At 37.9% G+C, this 24,804-nt stretch carries 22 protein-coding genes and 1 tRNA gene; 18 read left to right on the forward strand and 5 right to left on the reverse strand.

Annotation, left to right across the window (positions count from 1 at the left end; all coding sequences use genetic code 11):
- Positions 1-46: 46 nt before the first annotated feature.
- The 10 genes from BM207_RS02220 to BM207_RS02265 all read left to right on the forward strand — a co-directional run bounded on the left by BM207_RS02220 (position 47) and on the right by BM207_RS02265 (position 9,788).
- Positions 47-397 carry a diacylglycerol kinase family protein gene (locus tag BM207_RS02220; protein ID WP_245768008.1) on the forward strand — a complete coding sequence of 117 codons (351 nt, stop codon included), beginning with the start codon at positions 47-49 and terminating at the stop codon, positions 395-397.
- Complete coding sequence (gene recO, locus BM207_RS02225) at positions 398-1,123, forward strand: DNA repair protein RecO (RefSeq protein ID WP_090991917.1); 726 nt, start codon at positions 398-400, stop codon at positions 1,121-1,123. It abuts the gene before it with no gap.
- 120 nt (positions 1,124-1,243) lie between these two features.
- Positions 1,244-1,318: transfer RNA gene (locus BM207_RS02230), tRNA-Val, on the forward strand.
- Between the two features lie 319 nt (positions 1,319-1,637).
- Positions 1,638-2,606 (forward strand): formylglycine-generating enzyme family protein, encoded by a 969-nt coding sequence (locus BM207_RS02235; RefSeq protein WP_090991918.1) that lies wholly within the window; start codon positions 1,638-1,640, stop codon positions 2,604-2,606.
- A gap of 53 nt (positions 2,607-2,659) precedes the next feature.
- Positions 2,660-3,982, forward strand: coding sequence for a Gfo/Idh/MocA family protein (locus tag BM207_RS02240; RefSeq protein ID WP_090991919.1), 1,323 nt, complete (start codon positions 2,660-2,662; stop codon positions 3,980-3,982).
- 7 nt (positions 3,983-3,989) lie between these two features.
- Positions 3,990-4,997 (forward strand): FAD:protein FMN transferase, encoded by a 1,008-nt coding sequence (locus BM207_RS02245; RefSeq protein WP_090991920.1) that lies wholly within the window; start codon positions 3,990-3,992, stop codon positions 4,995-4,997.
- Position 4,998: 1 nt separating this feature from the next.
- Complete coding sequence (locus tag BM207_RS02250; RefSeq protein ID WP_090991921.1) at positions 4,999-5,997, forward strand: metallophosphoesterase family protein; 999 nt, start codon at positions 4,999-5,001, stop codon at positions 5,995-5,997.
- Positions 5,998-6,031: 34 nt separating this feature from the next.
- Positions 6,032-6,901, forward strand: a complete 870-nt coding sequence (locus tag BM207_RS02255) for an aldose 1-epimerase family protein (protein ID WP_090991922.1) — start codon at positions 6,032-6,034, stop codon at positions 6,899-6,901.
- Positions 6,902-6,921: 20 nt separating this feature from the next.
- On the forward strand, positions 6,922-9,294 hold the full coding sequence (locus tag BM207_RS02260; RefSeq protein ID WP_090992068.1) for a phosphocholine-specific phospholipase C: 2,373 nt from the start codon (positions 6,922-6,924) through the stop codon (positions 9,292-9,294).
- Positions 9,295-9,302: 8 nt separating this feature from the next.
- Positions 9,303-9,788 carry a GNAT family N-acetyltransferase gene (locus tag BM207_RS02265; protein WP_090991923.1) on the forward strand — a complete coding sequence of 162 codons (486 nt, stop codon included), beginning with the start codon at positions 9,303-9,305 and terminating at the stop codon, positions 9,786-9,788.
- On the opposite strand, the gene BM207_RS02270 is transcribed toward BM207_RS02265, so the two are convergent.
- Positions 9,780-10,973 carry a DUF2130 domain-containing protein gene (locus tag BM207_RS02270; protein ID WP_090991924.1) on the reverse strand — a complete coding sequence of 398 codons (1,194 nt, stop codon included), beginning with the start codon at positions 10,971-10,973 and terminating at the stop codon, positions 9,780-9,782. The genes BM207_RS02265 and BM207_RS02270 overlap by 9 nt on opposite strands.
- A gap of 162 nt (positions 10,974-11,135) precedes the next feature.
- Between BM207_RS02270 and BM207_RS02275 the strand changes: the two genes are divergently transcribed.
- The 4 genes from BM207_RS02275 to BM207_RS02290 all read left to right on the forward strand — a co-directional run bounded on the left by BM207_RS02275 (position 11,136) and on the right by BM207_RS02290 (position 16,919).
- A complete protein-coding gene (locus BM207_RS02275) occupies positions 11,136-12,371 on the forward strand; it encodes an MFS transporter (RefSeq protein WP_090991925.1) in 1,236 nt (411 codons plus the stop codon).
- A gap of 49 nt (positions 12,372-12,420) precedes the next feature.
- Complete coding sequence (locus tag BM207_RS02280; protein WP_090991926.1) at positions 12,421-12,780, forward strand: response regulator transcription factor; 360 nt, start codon at positions 12,421-12,423, stop codon at positions 12,778-12,780.
- 143 nt (positions 12,781-12,923) lie between these two features.
- Entirely contained in the window at positions 12,924-14,504 is a 1,581-nt protein-coding gene (locus BM207_RS02285) for a S8 family peptidase (RefSeq protein WP_090991927.1), read from the forward strand.
- Between the two features lie 51 nt (positions 14,505-14,555).
- Positions 14,556-16,919 carry an ATP-binding protein gene (locus BM207_RS02290; protein WP_090991928.1) on the forward strand — a complete coding sequence of 788 codons (2,364 nt, stop codon included), beginning with the start codon at positions 14,556-14,558 and terminating at the stop codon, positions 16,917-16,919.
- On the opposite strand, the gene BM207_RS02295 is transcribed toward BM207_RS02290, so the two are convergent.
- Together BM207_RS02295 and BM207_RS02300 are read right to left on the reverse strand one after the other, a co-directional pair.
- Entirely contained in the window at positions 16,916-17,170 is a 255-nt protein-coding gene (locus BM207_RS02295) for a hypothetical protein (protein ID WP_090991929.1), read from the reverse strand. The genes BM207_RS02290 and BM207_RS02295 overlap by 4 nt on opposite strands.
- A 54-nt stretch (positions 17,171-17,224) precedes the next feature.
- On the reverse strand, positions 17,225-17,941 hold the full coding sequence (locus tag BM207_RS02300) for a pirin family protein (RefSeq protein WP_090992069.1): 717 nt from the start codon (positions 17,939-17,941) through the stop codon (positions 17,225-17,227).
- Positions 17,942-18,033: 92 nt separating this feature from the next.
- Between BM207_RS02300 and BM207_RS02305 the strand changes: the two genes are divergently transcribed.
- A complete protein-coding gene (locus tag BM207_RS02305) occupies positions 18,034-19,176 on the forward strand; it encodes a putative sensor domain DACNV-containing protein (RefSeq protein ID WP_090991930.1) in 1,143 nt (380 codons plus the stop codon).
- Position 19,177: 1 nt separating this feature from the next.
- On the opposite strand, the gene BM207_RS02310 is transcribed toward BM207_RS02305, so the two are convergent.
- On the reverse strand, positions 19,178-19,426 hold the full coding sequence (locus BM207_RS02310) for a hypothetical protein (protein WP_090991931.1): 249 nt from the start codon (positions 19,424-19,426) through the stop codon (positions 19,178-19,180).
- A gap of 208 nt (positions 19,427-19,634) precedes the next feature.
- On the opposite strand from BM207_RS02310, the gene BM207_RS02315 reads away from it, so the two are divergent.
- From BM207_RS02315 to BM207_RS02325, 3 genes are read left to right on the forward strand one after another with little or no spacing between them, the layout of a single operon-like run.
- Positions 19,635-19,988: a PadR family transcriptional regulator gene (locus BM207_RS02315; RefSeq protein WP_090991932.1), complete on the forward strand. Its 354-nt coding sequence runs from the start codon at positions 19,635-19,637 to the stop codon at positions 19,986-19,988.
- Between the two features lie 11 nt (positions 19,989-19,999).
- Positions 20,000-21,583 carry a PspC domain-containing protein gene (locus BM207_RS02320; RefSeq protein WP_090991933.1) on the forward strand — a complete coding sequence of 528 codons (1,584 nt, stop codon included), beginning with the start codon at positions 20,000-20,002 and terminating at the stop codon, positions 21,581-21,583.
- Positions 21,584-21,632: 49 nt separating this feature from the next.
- Positions 21,633-22,013, forward strand: a complete 381-nt coding sequence (locus BM207_RS02325; RefSeq protein ID WP_143095903.1) for a hypothetical protein — start codon at positions 21,633-21,635, stop codon at positions 22,011-22,013.
- On the opposite strand, the gene BM207_RS02330 is transcribed toward BM207_RS02325, so the two are convergent.
- Entirely contained in the window at positions 22,010-24,733 is a 2,724-nt protein-coding gene (locus tag BM207_RS02330) for a hypothetical protein (protein ID WP_090991935.1), read from the reverse strand. The genes BM207_RS02325 and BM207_RS02330 overlap by 4 nt on opposite strands.
- Between the last annotated feature and the right edge of the window lie 71 nt (positions 24,734-24,804).

The raw sequence follows: 24,804 nt of genomic DNA on the forward strand, positions 1-24,804 counted from the left end.
TGAATGAAGGTGAATTGTTTCTCCTAAAATTGATGTAATTTAGCGCATGATGAAAGCTCTGCTCAATAGTTTTGTTTATGCATTCAATGGATTAGTATATGCTTTTAAAACGCAGTTAAACTTTAAAATCCATTGTGTGGCGGCCCTATTAATCGTAGCACTAGGATGGTGGGTAGGCCTTTCTAATACAGAATGGCCACTCATTGTGATTGCGATAGGCTTGGTCATTGTGGCTGAATTGTTTAATACGGGGATTGAGGTTTTAGTTGATCTGGTTTCTCCTCAGCAACATCCTAAAGCAGGAGCTGTAAAGGACATTGCCGCGGCCGCGGTACTAATCTCCGCAATAATAGCTTTAGCAATTGCCTTGTTTATTTTTGTGCCTAAATTTGTTTAAATGCTACATAAAACGCGAGGGATTGTTCTAAAAACTACCATGTATAGCGAGAGTAGTGTTGTTGTAAAGATTTTTACCGAAAAATTTGGTATTCAGTCTTATCTAATCAACGGTGTGAAAAAGTCAAAAGCGAAAATATCTATGAATATTTTGCAGCCTTTACATTTATTAGAGATGGTTGTGTATCATAAGGCCACGAGTCAGATGCAGCGGATTTCAGAGGCTCGCCCATCACCCACATTTAGAACTATACCTTATCACGTTATAAAGAATACCATTGTTCAGTTTTTGAACGAGGTGCTTTACAAAAGTGTACATCAGCAAAATGCAGATCAGCATTTATTCGACTTCATTTATAGTGCTATTTGCTGGTTTGATGAAACTGAAGAGCCAAGTGCTAATTTCCATTTGGCTTTTTTGTTAAAACTTTCGAGATTTTTAGGTTTTGCTCCACATTTTCAGTCGCGTGCAGACCAATTATATTTTGATTTGCAAGGAGGAGAATTTGCGACATTGCCGCCTGTTCATCCTTATTTTATTGAAAAAATTGATGCGGACTATTTAAATCAATTATTTAATTGTCGATTTGAAAAATTATTTGAAATGGAGATTTCTAATGTTAAAAGAAGATTTCTATTGGATAAAATATTGGTTTACTATACGTTACATGCTGCTTCGTTTGGACAAATTAAGTCGCATCAAATTTTAGAAGAGGTGCTTTCATAAAAAAAGTGAAATTTTTTTTGTAAAATAAATACAAGACGCTATATTTGCAATCCCAAAACGAAAGAGATTTATCTAATTGTTTGGGGTTGATGACTGGATAACTCATCACAAAACACACCAGGGAAATTAGCTCAGCTGGTTCAGAGCACCTCGTTTACACCGAGGGGGTCGGGGGTTCGAACCCCTCATTTCCCACGAAAAGCCTTTCATTGCAAAATGAGAGGCTTTTTTCGTTATATCCCTCAAATAATTTCAGTTTTCTTTAGTAGCTCTTATCTAGACTTTGTTCTTGCTTATATCAGTTTGATGAACTAGAGCGGAACTTTACCGATAGTTCTCCGAAGAAACTCCGAAAGAAGTGGTAAAAAATCACCCCTCTTTTATACTGGTAAAGTGTACACTTTAGATTTAGAAAGGCTGAAATAATCATAAAGAAATTGTTGAAATAATTAAATAGTCGGGATAATTTTCAGCATCGATTATCAATTCTACATTTTTTTCCTATTTTTAGTGCATGAATCGCAAGTTCCAAATTACGATGCTTTGCTTACTGCTTGTCGGTATTCATAGCAAAGCGCAAGAAAAATTTAGCACATATAGTCAAAACATAGAAGGAACTAAAGTTTCTTATGAAATGGTACCCATTCCCGGCGGTTCCTTTTTAATGGGAAGTGAAAATGGCAACTCCGATGAGCAACCAGTGCATAAGGTAGAACTTGATCCTTTTTGGATGGGTAAGATGGAAGTGACCTGGGATTTGTTCGAACTTTTCCTATATAAAGATTACGAAGTTTCCCAAAGTACAAAAGCTATTTCTTCGGCAGTTGATGCCGTAACGAGACCAACCAAACCCTATTTAGATATGACTTTTGGAATGGGTAAGCAAAATCATCCAGCCTTAGCCATGACGCAATACAATGCTATCCAGTTTTGTAAATGGTTGTACGCCCGTACCGGGATGTTTTATAGATTACCTACTGAAGCCGAATGGGAATATGCTTGTAAAGCAGGGACTAACGGAGATTTTTATTTTGGGAATGATAAAAAGGAATTAGCTAGTTATGCATGGTATAGCGAGAACAGCGATAAGAAAACTCATCCGGTAGGACAAAAGAAGCCTAATACATGGGGTTTATATGATATGCATGGAAATGTTGCAGAGTGGACCTACGATCAATATCTGCCTGCTTTTTATGCAGAAGGAGCTGGGAAGGAAGTAAAAAACCCAGTAGCGAATCCAGAAAAGCTTTATCCACTGGTAGTGCGGGGAGGGGCTTTCGACGATGAAGCTAAGGATCTTCGCGCTGCTGCTAGGGAGGCTTCAGATCCAGCTTGGAAACAAATAGATCCTCAGATCCCTAAAAGTAACTGGTGGTTTCCGGAGGCTCCATTTATCGGCGTGAGATTGGTTAGGCCATTAAACACCCCAAGTAAGGAGCAAATAGAAGCTTATTATAATAAAGCTCCAATTAAAGATTATTAAACGAACCAAGTACCTAAAAGAAACCTAATAAAGTTAAAACCAATTCAGTAAACATGAAAAATTTGAAAGAAACAAAGACGGAACGTAGAGAATTTTTAAAAGCTTCTGCGCTCGTTGCCGGTGGGGTAATGATGAGTGGATATTCTTGGGCTGGGGTGCAGTCCTCTGTTGATGATACTATTAAAATTGCCTTAATTGGTTGTGGTGATAGAGGTACAGGTGCTGCTTTTCAGGCCCTAAGTACTAAGGCCAATTTAAAATTAGTAGCAATGGCCGATGCTTTCCAAGATAGGCTTGATAATAGCTATAAGCTGTTGTCGGATAAATTTAAAGAAAAAGTTGATGTACCAAAAGAGCGTCAGTTTATTGGTTTTGACGCTTACGAAAAAGCAATTGCTTTGGCAGACGTAGTGTTATTGGTAACCCCTCCTGGATTTAGGCCGATGCATTTTGAAGAGGCAGTGAAACAAGGGAAACATGTATTTATGGAAAAACCGGTTGCAGTTGATTCTCCGGGGATTCGTAAGGTGTTGGCAGCTGCTGAAATTGCAAAACAAAAGAAGCTGAATGTGGTGGTAGGATTACAACGGCGATATCAAACAAATTATAGAGAAGTTTTAAAAAGAATTCAAGATGGTGCGGTAGGTGATATTGTATCGGGACAGGTGTATTGGAACAGCGGGGGTGTTTGGGTTAAACCGCGTACAGCCAATCAAACAGAGATGAACTACCAGATGCGCAATTGGTATTATTTCAACTGGTTATGTGGTGATCATATCGTTGAACAGCATGTACACAATATCGATATTGCCAATTGGGTAAAAAATGCTTATCCTGTGTCGGTTCAAGGTACGGGTAGTCGTGCGTGGAGAACTGGAAAAGATTATGGAGAAATTTATGATAACCATGCTGTAGAGCTAACCTATGCAGATGGTTCTGTAATATATAGTCAGTGCCGGCATTTCGAAGGAACGAATAATCGCGTAGATGAAAGTTTCCAAGGTACAAAAGGTAAGGTCTATTTATCTGCTAACAATAGTGGTAAATTATGGGATCATAGGGGAAATGAACTTTATAATCACAATACAAAGGGCAATGCGAATCCATATCAAACAGAGCATGATGAACTGTTTGAAGCCATTTCAAGAAGAGAATATAAGTTTTGGGATGCTGAGCGTGCTGCTAAAAGTTGCTTTACATCAATTATTGGCCGTTATGCAACCTACTCGGGCGAGGTTATTAAGTGGGAGGATGCGTTGAAAGCAGAAAATAGCTTGTTCCCTGACCAGTTAAGCTGGGATGCAAAACCTAAGGTATTACCTGATGCAGATGGGTTGTATCCTGTAGCTAGGCCTGGGAAAATAAAGGTAATCTAGCTTACGAATGAATCTTGTAAAGCATCTTTTTGCATTTTTTTCTGGAATTTTTGTTTTGACACCCGGTGAGGGTTCAGTTCAGGAGTTTAAGATTAATGGATACGCACAAGGCACTAGTTACTCGATTACCTATTATGCTCAAGGGGAGTTTGTTAAAAAGAACAATATCGATAGCATTATCCAGGTTATAGACCAGTCGATGTCTTTATACAAACCTGGCTCAATTATTAACAGATTAAATGAATCTACAAGCGAAATGCTTGTAGATTTTCACTTTATGGAGGTTTATAAACGTGCTAATGCCATTTTTAAAGACACTGATGGTAAATTTGACGTAACTGTTGGTCCGCTGGTTCAAGCCTGGGGCTTTGGTCCAAAAAAGGAGGAAAAATTTCCTGATGATGCGACGATAAAGAGTTTGCTAAAATGTGTGGGCATGGATAAAATTACTTGGGATAACTTAACTATAAAAAAGGAAAATCAGTGTGTAAAGATTGATTTAAATGGCATTGCGCAGGGTTATACTGTAGATCTAGTTGCTTCATATTTACATTCGAAAAAAATAACTTCCTTTATGGTTGAGGTAGGAGGAGAGTTAAGGGTAAATGGTACTAAACCAGGCGGACAATTATTTAAAATCGGGATAGAAGGACCGTCTGACGGAAAGCTATCGGTGCAAAGTATTAAACATATTCTACAGTTTAAGAAAGGTGCCATTACCACGTCGGGAAATTATCAAAAGTATAAAATGAATGGGAATCAACGGATTTCGCACTTAATAAACCCAACAACGGGCTATCCGCTAAAAAACGAAATGATAAGTGTTACTGTTTTTGCAAAAGATGCCATAACAGCCGATGGGTATGATAATGCGCTAATGGCTATGAGTGCGAAGGAAGCGTTAGCTTTTGTCGCTAAGAGGAAACAATTGGAAGCATATATTATATATCAGAAAGAAAACGGGGAAATTGCAGATACTTTAAGTAAGGGGTTCACAAAGTTAATTTTAAATTAAAATGGTAAAGCGCATTGTTTTAATATTACTAGTACTATTTGCGTTTGGTACAGTTTCGTTCAAGTTGATAAATTATCCACCTTGGGATGCGGAAACAAAAAACAAGCCTTTAAAAATACTTTTAATTAGTGATTTGAATGCCGGCTATGGTTCATTAACTTATAGCGAAGATGTGCCCGCTGTCATTAGTGAAATAGATCGTATTAAACCAGATATGATCTTATGTGGAGGAGATATGGTTGCCGGTCAAAAAGCATCATTAACTGAACAAAATATCAAAGGGATGTGGCAGAGTTTTAAAAACGTTGTTTTCGATCCTATCCAAAAAAGGGGCATCCCCTTTGGGTTTACCCTCGGTAATCACGATGCTTCACCTGGTTTTTCAATGGATCGGGCTCTTGCCGCTCAATTTTGGAACGAGGAAAAACAATCAACAAATTTAACTTTTGTCGATTCAGCGCATTATCCCTTCTACTTTAGTTATTTAAAAAATAATGTGTTTTTTATGAGTTGGGATGCTTCCGGTGCTAAAATAGATCCGGCTTTATACACCTGGCTGAAGGAACAAACAAGCTTGAGTGTAGCTAAGAAAGCGAGAATGAGAGTTTTGTTAGGTCATTTACCCTTATACGCAATTGTTGCAGCAAAGAACAAACCTGGCGAAGTAAATGCAAATCCAGACAGTGCGTTGTCATTTTTTAAAATGCATCAAATAGACCTGTATATAAGCGGTCATCAACACGCCTATTACCCGGCTGCAAAAAATGGTGTTCAACTCCTTAATTCGGGTTGCATTGGCGATGGACCACGCATGATTCTGGGTCATACCACCTTAGCAAAAAAGGCTTATGCCGTTATTGAAATTCCGGTTAATCGGCCTTTAACTTTTAGCCAGAAAGCGTTTGCACCTTTCACAAATGAGGAGATAAGGCTAAGTTGTCTACCTGATTCGGTAATTGGATTTAATGGCACTGTTTACCGTAAAGATTGGAAAAATTAGCTTTTTTGTTAATAGTATTTTATAGTTTTGAGTGATGGAATTTAGTATCGAAAATGAACATATCAGGGCTTCGTTTGTTTCAAAAGGGGCAGAGCTCCAACATATTACAGGGGTAGACAGTGGTACTGAATATCTCTGGAAGGGAGATCCTAATTATTGGGGGAAATTTAGCCCGGTTTTGTTTCCGATTATTGGTGCTTTGAAAGAGAATATTTATCATTACGAAGATAGAACCTATACGTTACCCAGACATGGGTTTGCTAGAGATATGGAGTTTGATGTGGAGCGAATTTCAGATCACGAAATTTTATTTACCTTGCGCAACACTGAGGAAACACTGAAAGTATATCCCTTTAAATTTATTTTAAAGCTTCGGTATAAACTTACAGCCGCCACTTTAAGTTGCACTTATGAAGTAAGCAATCCAGATTTGAAAGAGATGCTGTTCTCGATTGGCGGTCACCCCGCATTTGCAGCGCCCTTGAATAAACAAGGGAGCTATACCGATTACTTTTTAGCGTTTAACGCAGACGAGGTTATTACTTACCATCATATCACTGAAAATTTAATTTCTGATGAAACAACTACTTTGGTGTTAGATGATAAAATGTTATACCTGACACACGAAACCTTTTATAGCGATGCGTTAGTGATCAAAAATCTTAAAAGCAATAGCGTTTCATTAATGAACAAGAAAAACTATAACGGCATTAATTTTAAGTTTGAAAATTTTCCCTATTTCGGAATATGGGCGGCTAAGGACGCTGATTTTATTTGTTTAGAGCCTTGGTGTGGTATTGCAGATTCATTAGATCATAACCAACAGTTAAAAGATAAAGAGGGAATAATTACGTTGGCTCCGAGTGGAGAGTGGCAACGCACTTGGAAAGTAACCTGTTTTTAGGAAAAAAGATTGAAGTAAACATGGATTCAAGAAGAGAATTTCTCAAAAAGGCGGGGATACTCTCGGGCGCTTTTGCAATGCCGAACGTAATTCCAATGTCGATACAAAAGGCGATGGCCATAAATGCCGAGCCAGGCAGCACCTTTTATGATGCTGAACACGTGGTTTTCCTGATGCAGGAAAATCGTTCTTTTGACCACATGTTTGGTGCCATGCGAGGCGTTAGAGGCTTTAATAATCCCCGTGCAAAGACGTTGCCTAATCAAAATAAAGTTTGGCTGCAAAATGACGAAAAGGGAAATACCTATGCGCCATTTCATGTAGATATCAATAAAACAAAAATTACCTGGCAAGGAGGTTTACCGCATTCATGGTCCGATCAGGTTGCCGCAAGGAATAAAGGAAAGTACGATAAATGGGTACCGGTAAAATCACTGATGAGTTTGGGATACTACAAGAGAGAAGATATTCCATTTTATTACGCGATGGCGGATGCGTTTACGGTTTGCGATCACAATTTTTGTTCGTCGCTTACTGGAACAACACCTAACCGGTTGTTTTTTTGGACCGGTACTATTCGTCCGGAGCAGGATGCAAATTCGGTGCCTGCTGTGAATAATTCGCAAGCCGAGTCGCGAGATAATGTTTTTGTAGACTGGCAAACTTTTCCGGAGATCCTGGAGGATAATGGGGTTTCTTGGAAAATCTATCAAAATGAAGTGTGGACTGCTAACTTGCCTGAAGGGGAAATAGACGATTGGTTGGGTAATTACGGAGACAATGCTATAGAATATGTAAAGCGCCATCATGTTAAGTTATCAGCGTACTTTCGTAAAAATGGCGATCAGACGAGTAGGCCGCCATTAAGTTCTGAAGAAGTGTTAGCTAAATATAACAAACTTACGCAGCGAGAAAAGAATTTAATCGATAAGGCATTTTCGTCAAATATTGCAAACCCGGATTATTTAAAATTAGCTCCATTTACTTTTACCAACGATGAGGGAAAAGAAGAAACAGTAAACCTCCCCAAGGAAGATATTTTTGAAGGCTTTAGGCATGATGTAGCTGCCGGAAAATTACCTACTGTGTCGTGGCTGGTGGCGCCCCAACGTTTTTCTGATCATACCAGTTCGCCATTGTATGGGACTTGGTACGTGTCGGAGGCCATAGATATTTTAACCAAGAATCCGGAGGTATGGAAGAAAACTATTTTTATCCTTACTTACGATGAGAATGATGGATATTTTGATCATTTACCTCCTTTTGTGCCGCCAAAACCAGATGATACATCCACCGGAAAGGTTAGTAGAGGCTTAACGCCCTGGGCTGATTATGAATTTAGAAAGAATAGTCCGATAGGTTTGGGTTATCGTGTGCCAATGATAATCGCTTCACCATGGAGCAAGGGAGGTTATGTAAACTCGCAGGTATTCGATCATACTTCTTCGCTGATGTTTTTAGAACATTTTTTAAGTCATAAAGCAGGTAAAAAGGTTAAAAGTGACATGATTAGTCCGTGGAGAAGAGCAGTTTGCGGAGACCTAACATCAGTTTTTAGACCTTATAACGGGGAAAACTTAACCATTCCGGATTCACTTAAGCGCGACAACGTAGTTGCCGGCATTCAAAATGCCAAATCAAAACCCCCTCAAGTAACGCCAAATCCTTTATCGGGCGAAGACATTGCCAAAATCAATACGCATTTACCTTTTGAAGCTGATGCTTCTGCTTTTGCGCCGGTTCAGGAAAAAGGAATCCGTTTGGCTTGTGCATTGCCGTATCAATTAATTGTCAATGCAGAATTAAATGAAGCTAGAACTGCTCTGAAGCTAAATTTTCAAGTTGGGAGCACTAGTTTCGGACAGAAGATGGCTGCTTCAGGGGCGCCTTTCAACGTTTACACCAAAGGTGCTTACCGTAATGAGGCGGGAAAAACCTGGGCGTATGCTGTTAAGGCTGGTGATAAAATTGAAGATGAATTTCAGGTATCTGATTTCAAAGATGAAGTATATGCACTGTGTATTGATGGACCCAACGGGTTTTTTAGGGAGTTTATTGGAACAAAGCGAGATGCAGCCGTAAACTTAAACTGTGTTTATGAACAAAGCGGAATCCTTAAAAAGTTAACTGGCAATCTTCAATTGATTATAGAAAATCAAGGGGATAAAGCTGTTGAAATTCAATTGAGCGATGCTTATGATATCAACAACAAATCGATTAAAATTGGCGCAAAAAGCCAAAAGATCATTACCTTGAATTTGCAGAAACACAAAGGCTGGTATGATTTTAAAGTTCGGCTTGTAGGAAGTAACGATTTTTTTCAGCGTTATGCTGGACATGTAGAAACAGGTGAAGACTCGATCAGTGATCCGTTAATGGGAGGCCTACTATAATTTTAACTATGCAAGTAATAATACGTCCAATACAAGAAGCTGACGATGCTGCGGTAGGGAAGCTCATCAAAAATGTTTTAACCGAGTTTAAAGCAAATAAACCAGGTACGGCTTATTTTGATGAAAGTACCAACCACTTGTCTATTCTTTTTAAAGACTCTAAATCAGCTTATTGGGTAGTGGAAGACCAGGATCGCATTATTGGCGGGGGAGGGATTTTCCCAACGGCAGGCTTGCCTGGGGCAACTTGTGAATTAGTAAAACTCTATTTATATCCAGAAGCTCGAGGCAAAGGCCTTGGTAAAGCTTTGATGGATAAATGTTTTGAGAAAGCAGTTGAGTTCGGCTATAAAAACATCTATTTAGAATCTATGCCCGAACTCAATCAGGCAGTAAACATGTACGAGAAAATGGGCTTTGTGCATCAATGTTCAGCCTTAGGGGATTCGGGTCATTTTGGTTGTGATATTTGGATGGTCAAAAGTTTACTCTAATAGCAAATCTTCATCTTCTTCGCCTAGGTTTAATTGAATATTATCGTTTCCGGAAATCCCCTCAATCGATCCACGAATGTGAGCCGCATTGAGCAATACTTTTTCCAGTTGTTTCTCTCTGCTCTTCCATAGTCGTTCCATTGCATCACGTTCGCGCTGAATAGATAACTTCATGCTCATAAAGCCTTCACGGATAGCCTTCCATTGTTCTGAAAATTCATTGCCATTTAAATAATCATACAACATGTGCATTTTATCACCCTTATTCTCTTGAGATTTTGCCGCTCCAAATAGCTTTACAATGCCATCTCTAAGAATGTAAGAAACTGCTTTAACTTCATCGAAAGAACAAATCCAAACGCCGTCTCTTTCACCAAAACAATCCATTCCTTTCGGATAACATTGTGTTACGATTACTGCTACATCTACGCCCATTCCACGCATATCTTTTTTCAATTTTTCAATCCATTCCATTGAAAAATCTTTGGTGCGTTTACTTTCGTAGATAATTTTGCCGCATTCTTGACCAAATTGGTTTCGCACAACATGCACGCAATCAGCTCCACGTACACCTTTTCCAACCTCTTCCACTACATCGAAGGGAAATGTATTGCGTAGTAATTCTTCTAAAATTAATTCTTGCACTTCGCCTTGTAACTGCATAGAGCCCTGTTCGGCTTTGCGTTTCATTTCTTCTGCAAGCTTCTTCTGGTCGTCCAATTGCTTTTCTAATTCTTTAACTCTCAATTGATGTTCAGTTTCTTTAATGCTATTTTTTTCTAGCTCTTGCTTGCGAACTTGTTGAACTAGCTCTTCGCGTTGCTCTTGTAATTTGCGCTGTATGCTCAATTCTAATTCAGCCTCACGATTTTTGATCTCTTGTTCTTTTTTTAAAAAGTCGATCTCTTTGCTTCTCGCAAGTTTGAGTTTTTCTTCATTTTCTTTATTGGCATCAGCGAGCATCTTTAATTTGTTTTCGAAATCTGCGGTAATGGTTTTGCGCAAATTTTCTGTCATTGATGTTTGTAACGCAGCTTTTTCTTTCGCTAGTTTTTGCTCGAATGCTAACTCCTGCTGTTTCCTTTGTTGTTCAAACTCGGCAGTTTTTTTTTGAAACTCTTCCTCTTTTGCCTTGGTGAAAGAAACCATTTTCTCTCTTAAATCCTGTTTATATTCTTCGGCCATTACTTCTTCTATTGGAAAAGTATGGTTACAACTAGGGCATTTTATTTCTGTAGACATAAATGATGGGGTTGAAGCTTAATAGCTGGGCGACATCAAAAATACAGAAATTATAGATAGGATTTTACAGGCAATTGTCTATTTTTGATTGCCCATTCAAACCTGATGTTCCGACAAATTTTTAATGCCTACAAAACCTCCTTTACGGGTTTAAGTAGAGAGACTTGGCTGCTTAGCATTGTTATTTTAATTAACCGATGTGGTTATATGGCAGTGCCGTTTATGGGTTTATATCTTACCCAGTCCTTACACCGCTCCATTTCCGATGCTGGTATTGTTATCTCCTTATTTGGGGCAGGTGCATTTTTAGGTTCTGCAGCAGGAGGAAAATTAACGGATATGTTTGGCTTTAGGCCGATACAGATATTGGCCGCTATCATTGGTGGAGCATTATTTTTAGCATTTTCTCAAATGAGTAATTTCACTTCCCTTTGCATACTTTCATTCTTGATCAGCTTTTTCTACGATGCCTTTCGTCCGGCAAACTTCGCTGCAGTTGCGGCGTATGCTAAGCCTGGTCAGGAAACGCGTGCGTATTCTTTAAATCGTTTAGCAACAAATATTGGCTTTTCCTTTGGTATAACAATTGGGGGATTAATAGCATCTTTTAACTATAGGTTGCTATTTATAGTTGATGGGGTGGTGAGCATTTTTGTGGGTATTGCGATTTTATTACTCCTTCCGAAAGTAAAAGGTTATAGAAAAGCAGTAAAAGAAAAATTGGCAGGCATGGTAGTGCGTAAACCGTGGGAAGATATTTTATTTATAAAATTCTTATTATTGACCACCATTTTTACGACTTGCTTTTTCTTGATGTTTAGGGTTGTTCCGGTATTTTTTAAAGAGGAATGGCATATCAACGAGGCAACGATTGGGCTTATATTGGGCGTAAATGGGCTTCTTATCGCGCTCCTCGAAATGGTGATGATCAGCAAATTGGAAAACAAAAGATCACCAGTTTTTTATATTGTGACGGGCGTTGTAATCGTAGGATTTTCATTTGCACTATTAATGGTTCCAAAGGCCTTACCCATAGCTGTTGGCTTGGTTAGCGTAATCTGTTTTACTTTCGGCGAAATGTTTTCAATTCCTTTCATTAACACATTTGTGATTAAGCGAAGTAACGAATTTAATAGGGGGCAATATGCTGCGGGCTATATGATGTGCTGGTCGGTTGCGCAAGTGGTTGCTCCCTGGGCTGGGTTTCAAATTGCAGAGAGTTATGGTTACAATAGCCTATTTGTGGGCATATCTGTTATGCTCTTTGCTTGTGCCTATGGCTATAGTGCTTTAAATTTCAAGGAGGAAGACACAACGAAGGCATTAGCATCTGCTGAATAAAAGTGATTGACCTTCAAACAATAACTTCCATAATTTGTTGAGATATGATATGAAAAAACGCATACACATTTTAGAGGATGATAAAGACATTGGTTATATCATCGAATTTTTATTGAAGGATGAGGGCTACGACCTACAGCTTTCTTCATCATTTAAAGAAATGAAAAAGAAGTTAAAAGATTCTATTCCTGATCTTTTTATATTGGATGTAATGTTGCCTGATGGGAACGGAATTGAGATCTGTCATGATCTGAAAAATGATATGTTTACAAAACATATTCCAGTAATCGTTATGTCGGCCAATATTAGAAGCAAACAAATGAGTGAAATGGCTGCACCAGATGACTACATTAGTAAGCCGTTCGATCTGGATGATATAGAAAATAGGATAAAAAAGCTTTTAGCTTAGTATTTTGGTTGTTATCGGAAGAAATTAGTAATTTTTGCTCATATTCGCGTGCTGAAGACTTTAGTTTAAGCATTTGAGAAAGCTAAAAATAATAATAAAACATCAGGTAAACCGTTCTTCTTCATTAACACACAATATCATATATGAATTATCATTCTATTAAGAAAATAATTGCACTCTCAATTCTTGGTGCATTATCCTTTTTTGCCTCTGCGCAGAAACCCAATTGGCAAAATTTAGACCTTAAAGCAGACACCACCTTTGGTATTAGTACTGAAAAAGCTTATAAAGAACTTTTAAAAGGGAAAAAATCGACACCTGTTCTGGTTGCTGTTTTGGATGGGGGCGTAGATTTAAACCATGAAGATTTAAAGCGCATAATCTGGACAAATAAGAAAGAAGTTGCTGGCAACGGAATCGATGACGATAAGAACGGTTATAAGGACGATTTACACGGTTGGAATTTTTTAGGAGGACCAACCGGTTCAATTGAGCATGAAACGCTAGAGCTAACCCGATTGGTGCGAAGAGACAATATACGTTTCGCTGGTCTTACGGCCGAAACTGTCCCGGCAAAAGATAAAGCTGATTACGACCTCTTTATTCAGAATAGAGCGAAATTTGAGCAAGATTTAGTTACTGCAAGAAGCAATTATGCTGGGGTTTCGGGTTTTAAAGGTGCTTTAGATCCAGTCATCAAAAAAATTGGAAAAGAAAACCCAACGCTTAAGGATGTAGAGGACTTTCAGCCACAGGGAGAAAGAGAAACTCGGGTAAAGGAAGCTTTGAAGGATATTTTAAAGGATATGGATTTCAAAACATTTTATGAAACCCAAATTGTAGAAGGTGTGAAATACTATGGCGACCAAATAAATTATAACTACAATATAGATTTTGACCCGCGCAAAATTGTAGGTGATGATCCAAATAATAGTCAGGAGCGTTTTTATGGCAATAACGATGTAAAAGGTCCTGATGCTTCACATGGATCACACGTTGCCGGAATTATTGCTGCCGATCGTACCAATACCTTAGGAATTAAGGGTGTTGCGGATAATGTATTTATTATGGGCGTTCGAAATACCCCAAATGGTGATGAACGTGATAAGGATGTTGCCAATGCCATTAGATATGCTACTGATAATGGTGCGAAAGTTATTAATATGAGCTTTGGAAAATCTTACTCCCAAGATAAATCAATCGTAGACGAGGCTGTAAAATACGCAGTTAGTAAAGACGTATTATTGGTGCAGGCCGCAGGTAATGAGAATAAGGATATTGATGTAAATGCTAATTTTCCATCAAGAAAATACTTAAATGGGGAGGTGGCAAGTTCGTATATTACTGTAGGGGCATCAGGCTTTGTAGATGATGAAACCTTAAAAGCTGATTTTTCTAATTTCGGTAAAACCAATGTCGACGTTTTTGCTCCGGGGGTAAACATCAATTCAACTACGCCAGAAAACAATTATAAATTAGAAAATGGCACAAGTATGGCTGCTCCTGTTGTGACTGGTTTAGCGGCGTTGATTCGTTCCTATTACCCCAAATTAACTGCAGTACAAGTAAAAGAAATTATCTTGAAATCCGTTGTAAAAGTTGGTCATAACATTACTTACTTAAAAGATGGAGCGCCGGTTAGTGTACCTTTTTCGGAACTTTGTGTGACGGGCGGGATCGTGAATGCATACAATGCATTAAAGTTAGCAGCGACCTATAAATAATTTAGTGAAAATGCCTAATTTTAAGTCGTCGTTAAGATTAGGTGTTTTTTCATGATGTTTAGTATTGCATACTATCCCATTTTTTTAATCTTTTTTAGCTTATTCACCGGTTTTGTGGCCGACGATAAGCCACTGGCAAAAAATGGTGTTTTAGATCTCCGTAACCAATCAGTCAATAAGTCGATAGCCCTTTCAGGCGAGTGGAAATTTTACTGGAAACAATTAATTATTCCTACGGATAACACAAAGGCGCAAATCGTTCCTTTCCCGTTAAAATGGAATGATTTAACTATAGACGGAAAGAAGTTGCCTGCATTTGGTTATGCTACCTACGAACTGAAGTTATTGCTGCCCAAAACCGAAGAAAGTCTGCGTATCGCCGTGTCGGATGTATATTGTTCCTATCAGTTATTTTTAAATGGCAAATTGGTTGCAGCGAATGGCAAGGTAGCCGATAATCTTAAAGATTTTAAACCTCATTGGCAATATAGGGCGTTTGACATTCCCGTAGGTACTGACACTGCGAATCTGGTATTACAGATTGCTAATTTTGTACACTCCAAAGGCGGTATAAAAGATCCTATCTTTATCGGAAAATCTAGTGATGTTGTATTAGCTCGTAGTAGGGCAGGAGCCATAGATTTACTCTTAACCGGCTGTTTATTCATGGGCGGTCTCTTCTTTTTAGGCCTGTATCTTTTAGGCAATAGAGATAAAGCAATTTTGCTTTTTTCGTTATACTCCATTGTTTATTGTTACCGTATTATGGGGGTGAGTAACTACGTTCTCCACACCATTATACCTGATGCCAGCTGGTATGTGATGGTTCATTTAGAATACGTCAGTTTATTTGTTGCAATCGGATTGTTTGGGCTTTATACCCGTTATTTATATCCTAAAGATGTCAATAAAAAGGTTGTTAACGTAATTTCTGCGCTATGTCTGATTTTTAGCTTGGCTACTTTAATCTTACCATCCTATTATTTTACACAGTTAATTGATCCGTTTTTGGTAGTTACTGTATTTTGTATCGTTTACACCCTTTATATCTACGGCGTAGCCTATCGAAGGAAAAGACCGGGTTCGGTTTACGCTTTAATGAGTTCTGTAGCTTTAATGTTTACCTTCGGATTAACTCTTTTAAACTATTGGGGGATTGTTCCCGTGCTTCAATTACTTAGTTTTGGAGGGTATGTAAGTTTTTTCTTTCTGCAGTCATTGATCCTATCCCATAGAGTTTCCTTTCAATTAAAAAAGGCAAAAGAGCAGGCAGAGCAGGGTCTTTTGGCGAAGAGTGAGTTTTTAAGCACTATGAGCCATGAAATTCGGACTCCTCTTAATTCGGTTATTGGATTGAGCCATCTTTTATTAAAGAATAACCCTCGAAAAGATCAAGCCGAACATTTGGATATTATGTTGTTTTCTGCTAACAATTTATTGGGAATTGTAAATGACATATTGGATTATAATAAAATAGAGGCTGGGAAAATAGATCTTGATTATACTGAAATTGATATAGTTGCGATTGTTAGAAATATCGTTGCGGGGTTACAGGCTCATGCCCAAGAGAAAAATATTGATTTGACTTTAAAAGTAGATCCTAACCTAACTTGCAAAGTTCTGGGAGATCCGACCAGGATATTTCAGGTTATTACCAATTTAACGCATAATGCGATTAAATTTACCAACACAGGCTACGTAGCAGTAAGTTTAGTGGTGGTACATCAGACAGCGCAGGATGTTTCTGTAAAAATTGCGGTAAAAGATACTGGAATTGGGATTTCAAAAGAGAAACAATCTATTATATTTGAACGATTTACGCAAGCTGATTCTTCTACTTCAAGAAGTTTTGGTGGAACAGGTTTAGGTTTAGCTATTTCAAAAAGAATTTTGGATTTACAAGGTGCTTCTTTAAAGGTGTCGAGTGAAGAGGGAAAGGGCTCTATCTTTTATTTTGTTCAAAGTTTTAAAAAAACGGCCAGCAAGTTAGATTCTGTCAATGTAAAGAGCAACTCGTCTGAAGCTGAAGAAAAACCGTTTAAGGGTATTTCGATTTTATTAGTTGAGGATAATACAATTAATGTAATGGTGGCGCGTAGTTTTCTGGAAAATTGGGGTGCTGAAGTTGATGTTGCCAGCGATGGGGTTATGGCATTAGATAAGCTTGATGTAAATCGCCATCAGATCGTGTTGATGGATCTGAATATGCCGGTGATGGATGGTTATGAGGCTTCAAAGAAAGTTAGGGAGTTAAATACAAATATCCCTATTATAGCATTGACGGCCAATCTGAGAAAAGATATAGAAGCAAAAATTGCTGAACTGGCGATTAATGATGTCATTGTAAAACCTTTTTTACCTGATGAACTTTACCAAAAGGTAAAAAAGTATGCCATTGATTATTATAGTAATTAACCTGGCATTAATACCTGATATATTTCTGCATAAAGTAAACCGCTTCCTCCACCATAATGGGTAACAACGGGTAGCGCTGGATATAGCTGAGACAGTGTTTCTATCAGTTGTGTTTCTTTTTCAATGCCGGCACCTAACAGCACCAATTTAAAATTGGTGCTGTTCAGTTCCCTCAATGCTTCGTCATTTGTGAAAGCAATTGTGGCCTCCCAAATACCGTTCTTATTAATTAGTCGTTCAATAGTCTCCATTATAGTCCGGTTGGAACCTATTATTAAAATTTGGGCTAATGACATTGCTATAGTTTAAAATTCCATTGGTACTTCCATCAGCAAGAATTCTGCATCAACAACCGCTTTGATGTCTAATGAATCAATTTCCCAAACGCCAAAGCCGTCGCGGGTTTCTAAAAGCTGTCCGTTTACTGTTATTTGTCCTTTAAGTACAAAAATGTACACTCCGTTTCCTTGCTGATGTAACTGATATGTTTGACTGTAGTTGGTATCGAAATACGCTAGATTAAACCAGGCATTTTGATAGATCCAAACCCCTTCGTCATCTTTATCTGGCGACAATATTTGAATAAATTCATTTCTTTTAGTCTGGTTTTCTAGTAAAATCTGGTCGTATCTAGGGGTTACATTTCTTTGGTTTGGAAATAACCATATTTGTAAAAATTTGGCGGGATTATTTTTATCTGAATTATATTCGGAATGAAAGATCCCAGTTCCTGCACTCATTACTTGTATTTCGCCCGCTTTAATGGTAGCTGTATTTCCCATGCTATCTTTGTGCTGTAACTCGCCCTCCAAAGGAATAGAGATAATTTCCATGTTGTCATGCGGATGTTCGCCAAAGCCCATGCCACCTGTTACAATATCATCGTTTAGGACTCTTAGTGCACCGAAATTAACTCTGTCAGGATTATAATATCCAGCGAAGCTGAAACTCTGATAACTTTTTAACCAGCCGTGATCTGCCACCCCTCGGGTGTTGGCTTTATGCAATACTGTTTGTGCCATTATTTTTATTTTTTGTTGATACAAATTTAGCATACAAGCAAATGTTGCGCATTGATGTAAGATAAGTAATTTTTATCCCTTAACTTAGTGAAATGGTAAATAGAGCAACCTATCAGGCTGCAAAATTGGTAGCGACAAAAGTAGAGGCGCATTTTGCAAAACATTTGGCTGAGGCTAATGCTAAAGGTGAAATTGACTTGGCTCCCCAGCCTCCGGCAAGGGTAGTTGAGGCTATTTTGGATGCTGCTTTTTGGTCGAGTTTACGCAAAGAAGAAGGACATTCTCCAAAAATATCCATCGCTTTTTTGCCGCCAGAGCAAGCCGGAAAACCACTGTTATTTAATCAAACGTTGAAGTTGAATCCCACTATTTTAACAAAATTGGCTCCAGGGGTTGAGCGTGGAGGTATACATATCGGCGTTTGGCATGATGGATACAACCTTCACATTTGGGGTACTACAATAAGTATTCCTAACTACTGTTTTGTTGTCGACGTATCAGAACCAGGGCTTTTGGTTATTAAGCACAGAAGAATTTATGGTTTTGGAAAATATACGAATGTAGCAGTTTTAAAAGGTGATCAGATTAAAATTGTTGAAGAGAAAAGTGCTGGAAATCCCCATTGTCCTCCCATGCTTTTATCGTTACTCGATTTAACAGCACATTCTTATTGGAATGATTCCGCAAATATTCTTATTCAATTAGCTGTTTCTATGCGGGCACACGGAAGAGGGGGCGCAGTACTGGTTGTGCCACAACAATCTGCAACGTGGAAGCAATCTATTATTCAACCCGTAAGCTATTCGCTTGAACCTTCTTATAAAGGTTTAGCAGATCTAGTAAGTAAAGACAGGCCTGACGCTAGTGAGATATTCTGGCAAAGTGCCCTGAAACGGGAGGTAGATCATTTAGCCGGTTTAACCGCCATTGACGGAGCTACAGTACTTACGGACACATTCGAACTATTGGCTTTTGGAGCGAAAACGGGAAGGGCTAACAGTAGTGCACACATTCAAGAAATATCATTCTCTGAGCCAATAATGGGTGGTGATGCCGTAGTGATACATCCTGCTAAGACCGGGGGAACGAGACATCTTTCAGCAGCGCAATTTGTATTCGACCAAAGAGATGCTCATGCTTTGGTGGCTTCCCAAGACGGCCATTTTACGATTTACAATTGGTCTCCGCACTTACAAATGGTGCAAGCTTATCGTATTGATACCTTGTTATTGTAAATTAGGAAAAAAGTAAAGCAGCAGCTATTGTAATTCCGAATAATATTGCCATTACGATCCGGTCGGCTATGATCCGGTCACTTTTTTTCGAGGCCCTGGCTTTTTGTATTTCCCATTGTCTAACATAGGGAAATAAGATGCTTTGTACTTTAATAATCATAGGTAGATGATTTTGTAAATATTTTACATCAAAACTTAAGCCAATGGTTAACAGTAGGTTAAAATAACCATCGATTTGATCAATATACATCTTTTAGGAGTGAACTAATAATTTAGCAGGTAATTGTCTGCCAACCCACTAACTTGAGTGACTAGATTTTTGCACAGTCCCCCGTATCAACATTACTTAAGGCTAGATAAAATTATTCTATCTGATTATCAATTAGTTATGTGATTTTAATATATTATTATAGTACTATGTATTGCATAATACTATATGAAACATATATCTTTGTATAATGATAGCAGAAAATACGCAAACACAAATGCGAAAAGGCATACTTGAATATTGTGTGCTTTTAGTGATATCTCGCGGTGAAATTTACGCCTCAGATATTATCGCCGAATTAAAGCAGGCAAAACTGCTTGTGGTAGAAGGAACATTGTATCCTTTGCTTACCCGTTTAAAGAACAATGGGTTGCTGAGTTATAATTGGGTAGAGTCTACCTCTGGACCGCCTCGTAAGTATTATGTACTCACTCCGGAAGGACAACAGATATTGAAGCAACTAGATGGTACCTGGGAAGAATTGGCTTATGCAATTACCACTTCCCAGAATGGCGTATCTAAATCATCAACTCCTCAAAACTAATTTAACAAGTCATGAAGAAAACAATAATTATAAATATAGGGAACTCCATCGTCCACATTGAAGAAGACGGATATGAGGTATTAACGGCTTATTTGAATGAAATTAAGCAGCATTTTGCGAAAACTGCAGATGATTTTGAAATTGTAACTGATATAGAAAACAGAATTGCCGAAATGTTTGCCGAAATCCTACAGGCAGGGCAGGTTCAGGTAATCACTTTGGTTGACGTAGAGCGTGTAATTGCCCAAATGGGTCGTGTACAAGATTTTGAGACGGCAGAAGATGAACCCGTTGCAGCTAATTTTGCAAACTATGCAGGGGATAAGAAGTTGTACCGTGATACGGATGATGCCATGTTGGCGGGTGTTTGTTCAGGGCTTAGCCACTATTTGAATATTGAAGCGCGCTGGGTGAGGATCATTGCACTTTGCTGTATATTCTTAGGAGGGGCTGGAGTTTTGGTTTATCTTATTTTATGGATTGCTATTCCTAGGGCGGTAACTCGCTCTGAAAGAATGGAAATGAAGGGTGAGTCGACGAATTTATATGGTTACAATAGAAAATTTGAAGAAGAATTAGCTGCCTTTAAGGATAATATGCAATCAAGTCCTTCTTTTAAACGATCAGGTAATTTTATTACGGAAATAATAAGTGCCATCGGTAGAGCTGCCAATGCATTGGGAAGAATACTGTCGAAAACTATTGCCGGAATAATTATTGTAATGGGTTTTGCTTTTTTACTTAGTTTAGTATTTTGTTTAGCTGCGTTTCTAGGTTTCTGGGATACTGAGGCCTATCAATATTTCCCCCTTTCTGTAATCAACGAGGACTATCGCTCTACACTTGCCTTTGCTGCTTTTGCCATTTTATTTGTGCCAGTGCTTGCCCTGGTATTATTCTCTATTCGGGTTGCCTTTAATAAAACAGCAATCAATAAAACCTTATCCTTTGGTTTGCTAATTATTTGGTTGGTATCAGTATCTGTAGGTGTTTATTATGCTGCTAAAATATCTTCGGAATTTAAAGAGCATGCAGAACTCGTACAAACTACACCAATTATTCCTTTTAAAACTTATATACTTGATGCTGATCAAAGTATGGTTTTTAACAGAGAAGATAGTATTGATTTTCAATTAGACAAAGGTGGGTTTCAAAACCGCATTATCGTAGACGACTCGGATGATCATCCTTTTAGAGTGCCAAGAAATGTACATATTAGAATCGAGAAAAGTGAAACAGGAAAGCACTTGCTTGTTCAGAATTACGAAGCTCAGGGCAAAACATTTAACATTGCGTTGCAAAATGCAAAGAACATCAGTCATACTTTTATCCAAAAAGATAGTACTTTAACGTTTAGTCCGAGAATTTTATTAAAAAACAATGCTAACTGGAGAAATCAGGAAGTACATTTGACGTTGAAAGTTCCAGTTGGTACGCGGTTAATGCTAAACGACAACATTTATAAGTACCTTAATTTCTATCATTACAATTGCACGGCAGAAGAATATCAGAAGGGTGTATACAGGGAGTGGATAATGACTGAAGATGGTATTAAGTGTAGAGCAGAGTTGGATAAGCCATTAGAAAATCAATAAACTCAACTGATAAGGAAATTGAATAATCGAATACAACAGAAAGAGATAAATGAAAAGAACTATTTTACCTATTTGCCTGCTAGGGTGTCTGGCCTTGGGGGCATGCAACCTGAATCCAGGAAATCGTCATAGTATTTCGATTACTACTCAAGACAATGGGAGTGACTTAAATTTTAAAGCAAACTTTCCTGAAAATAAAACTACTATTGCGCAAGATTATATTGAAAGTAATTTAAAAGAAACGCGGATCTTTAGTTCGTTAAATGATGTCAAGAAAGTTGCAATTAGACTAAACGACGGCACACAGTTTTATATAAGGTATGAGCCTGGCTTCATCGCTATTAATTTTGATCGTGATAAAAATTCATTCAGTTCATACAACCGAATGAAAAAGATGATCTCAGGGTTTGGGAATGCTATAAAAGATTAATTTACTTTATAGCGATAAACTGCTCTACCAATGTTTCCATTTTTATCAAAACCTTCTACGACGGCTCGATAAGAACCTTTTCCATCCGCATTAAAGAAATCAAAACTAAAATTACCCGTGGCATCTGTTATTACTTTGGGGTTCCAATAAATTGTAGTTCTTAAATCGGTACTCGAAATTGGTGCATTTGGTAAATATCTCGGTGAGTAAAATTCTCTTTCTTTGCTGTAACCCATTGGGGTAATAGTGATGATGTTTTTCTTAGGGAGCATATCTAGCAATTCTTGTCGGCTAATCTTTGTACCAACAGCAGTTGGTTTTTTAGTATTGATAACCAATACGCCTTTAGTTCCATGGGCACGATCCACCGTTCCCAGTTGATCTACTAAAAATACTTCGACCGATTCTAATTCGGCTAGGTTTACAGAGTTGATATCTCTGGCGTCGACCGGGAAATTGTTGAGGAAGACCTGAACAGGTGTTCTGCTTCCTTGGTTATAATCTCTAGTAACATAAAATTTATCTATATCAAAAGTTAACCCCGTGGCTCGAATTTTTACACAATCTAATAACAATCCTCCACAGCCAGTAAATGCTTCAGCGTCTATTACATGGTCGGCATTTGGACTTAAGCCAGAAAGTGCACTGTGATCTCGGTGACTAACTTTTTTTGCTGCGGCACCTTTAATCACAACTTCTTTTAAGGTGCGTAAATAACGATATTGCTTTTGGCTATTATTTAAATAGGCCGATAAGGCAGTGTCTATATTTTTTAATTCGTCAACTGCATTTTTATTTTTTCCGGGAGAGGGCATAAGTGTGCCATCCATAACAATCATCAAATTGGCGGCATTTGGGTTATATTTTGCGCTGATAACTACTTGTGAGGAATCCGGAAAAACTAAGTTTTGAAAATTAAATAGCCCTGAGTTACTGGTTACAAGTTCTGCAGAAATAGGTTTGCCTGGTACCATTAAACGTAAAGCACCTTTTCTGATTGGCATCCCAGTTAAATCGCGTAATGTTCCTGTTAAATTTATTCCTTGTTCAGGAAGGAAACTCACAACTGGAAACTTGTCTGCCAAAATATCTGCGTACAGAAACCTCCTGTACCCTTGTGTTAGCATTAGCTTATCAAGTTCCGCTATTTTCTTATCGTCTGTTTTGTTGAAATAATAATTTGGTTTTTCAATGTAACCTTTCAAATCTGAAGTTAATAATAGTGAACTTAGGATAGTGGTTTCACTATTTTCGTCCACCGGCACCTTTTGCTCATCTGTAACAGCAACTGAAAAATCTCCAACAATAGGCAGGCCATTCGCACTCGCATTTAAAGTCATTTTTACTTTCTGACGAGTTTTGTAAGCTGGTAAATCTGTTTTTACCATTAAATTCATGCCGTTGATAGGCATTATAAACGATAAACGTTCACTTAGCGGTGTGTTCTCAGCGCTAAACAGCGTGAGCTGGACAATTCCTGGTGGGAAATCTTTTTTAGGTATTTTGACACTTATCAATTGGCTGGTTAGGCTTGCTTTTGCGGCATAATACACAGCGTTGGTGTTTTGACCAACTATAAAAAAAGTTTTGCCTTTATTAGCTTCAAAAAAGGGAGTATTAGCAACAACTTTTAAATTGATTACTTCGGGCGTTTGATTTGTTATTTGTAAGGTAATTCCACTAAGATTTGCCTTAGGTAAAGGATAGGTTTTGACAGTTCCGTCTTTAAAAGTCAATTTTGCACTATAATTTTTTCCTTCCTCTGGCGTGATATAAAAGGATCCCATTCCAGCATGTGTGCTGTTAACTGTTGTTATTTCGGCGTCATTGGCTAAAATGCTACCTTTGAGATCTATTCCAAGCCCATTTGTGTTAATTGCCTTAAAAGCAATTTGATTGGGAATTCCCATAATCAAACTCCCGCCTTCCGGGAAAAACTGAAAGTCGATTGCCTTTGAAGTTTGCTTTAAATCAAAAATGGCGTTGGCCGTTTCTTTCTCGTTAGTGTTAATAGTTGTAATAATATTTCCATTGTTAATAAGCTCTCCCGCTTTACTATTAATGGTAATGTTAAGTACGCCATTTTGGTCGGTTGTCCCTTTTCCCTTCATTACAACATCGTAATTGGAAAGAATACTCCAGTTTACAACTTTATTAGCATATGCTTTTTTGTTAAGATCCTTAAATTGAATTTTTGCAGTAGTTTTAAGATTCTTATCTATTTCCTCATTAACATAGGTAATATTGGTAATTAAATCCTTATCAATGGCCTCTCCAATTGGAATGTTTTTCGTGAAAAAATAATCGTCACCAAAATTTACCATCCACATTGTATAAGCGCGCACATAGTAATTCCCTTGCTTAAAATTTTGCATATTAAGCGGGACATTACCATAGGCAACACTATTTTTAAGCGGTAATTTAACGGTTTTGATTAGTGAATCTTTAGCATTAAATACTTCCACGTATACAATTTTGCTAAAGGGCGAGGGTAGATTTTGTTCAACAGTTACATAAGCCTTAAACCACATGGTATCGGCCACAGCATAATAGGGTTTATCGAAATGTAGGTATACTTTCTCTATTGGTTGTTCATCAGTTAATTTTTTTACTTTTCCTAGAATGGTATTCAGGTTGATACTGTCCTGTTGTGCAGAACTTGTAAAACTGATTAAAACTGAGCAAATAAAAACAGCAATAAATAATTGTATAGACTTCATCAAATGGATTCCTTGTAATGATTATTTGCTAATATATCGATTATTGATTAAGGGCTTAGCATTTAACGGAA

Origin of the sequence: Pedobacter insulae (genome assembly GCF_900113525.1) — a bacterium.
Classification (GTDB): Bacteria; Bacteroidota; Bacteroidia; order Sphingobacteriales; family Sphingobacteriaceae; genus Pedobacter; species Pedobacter insulae.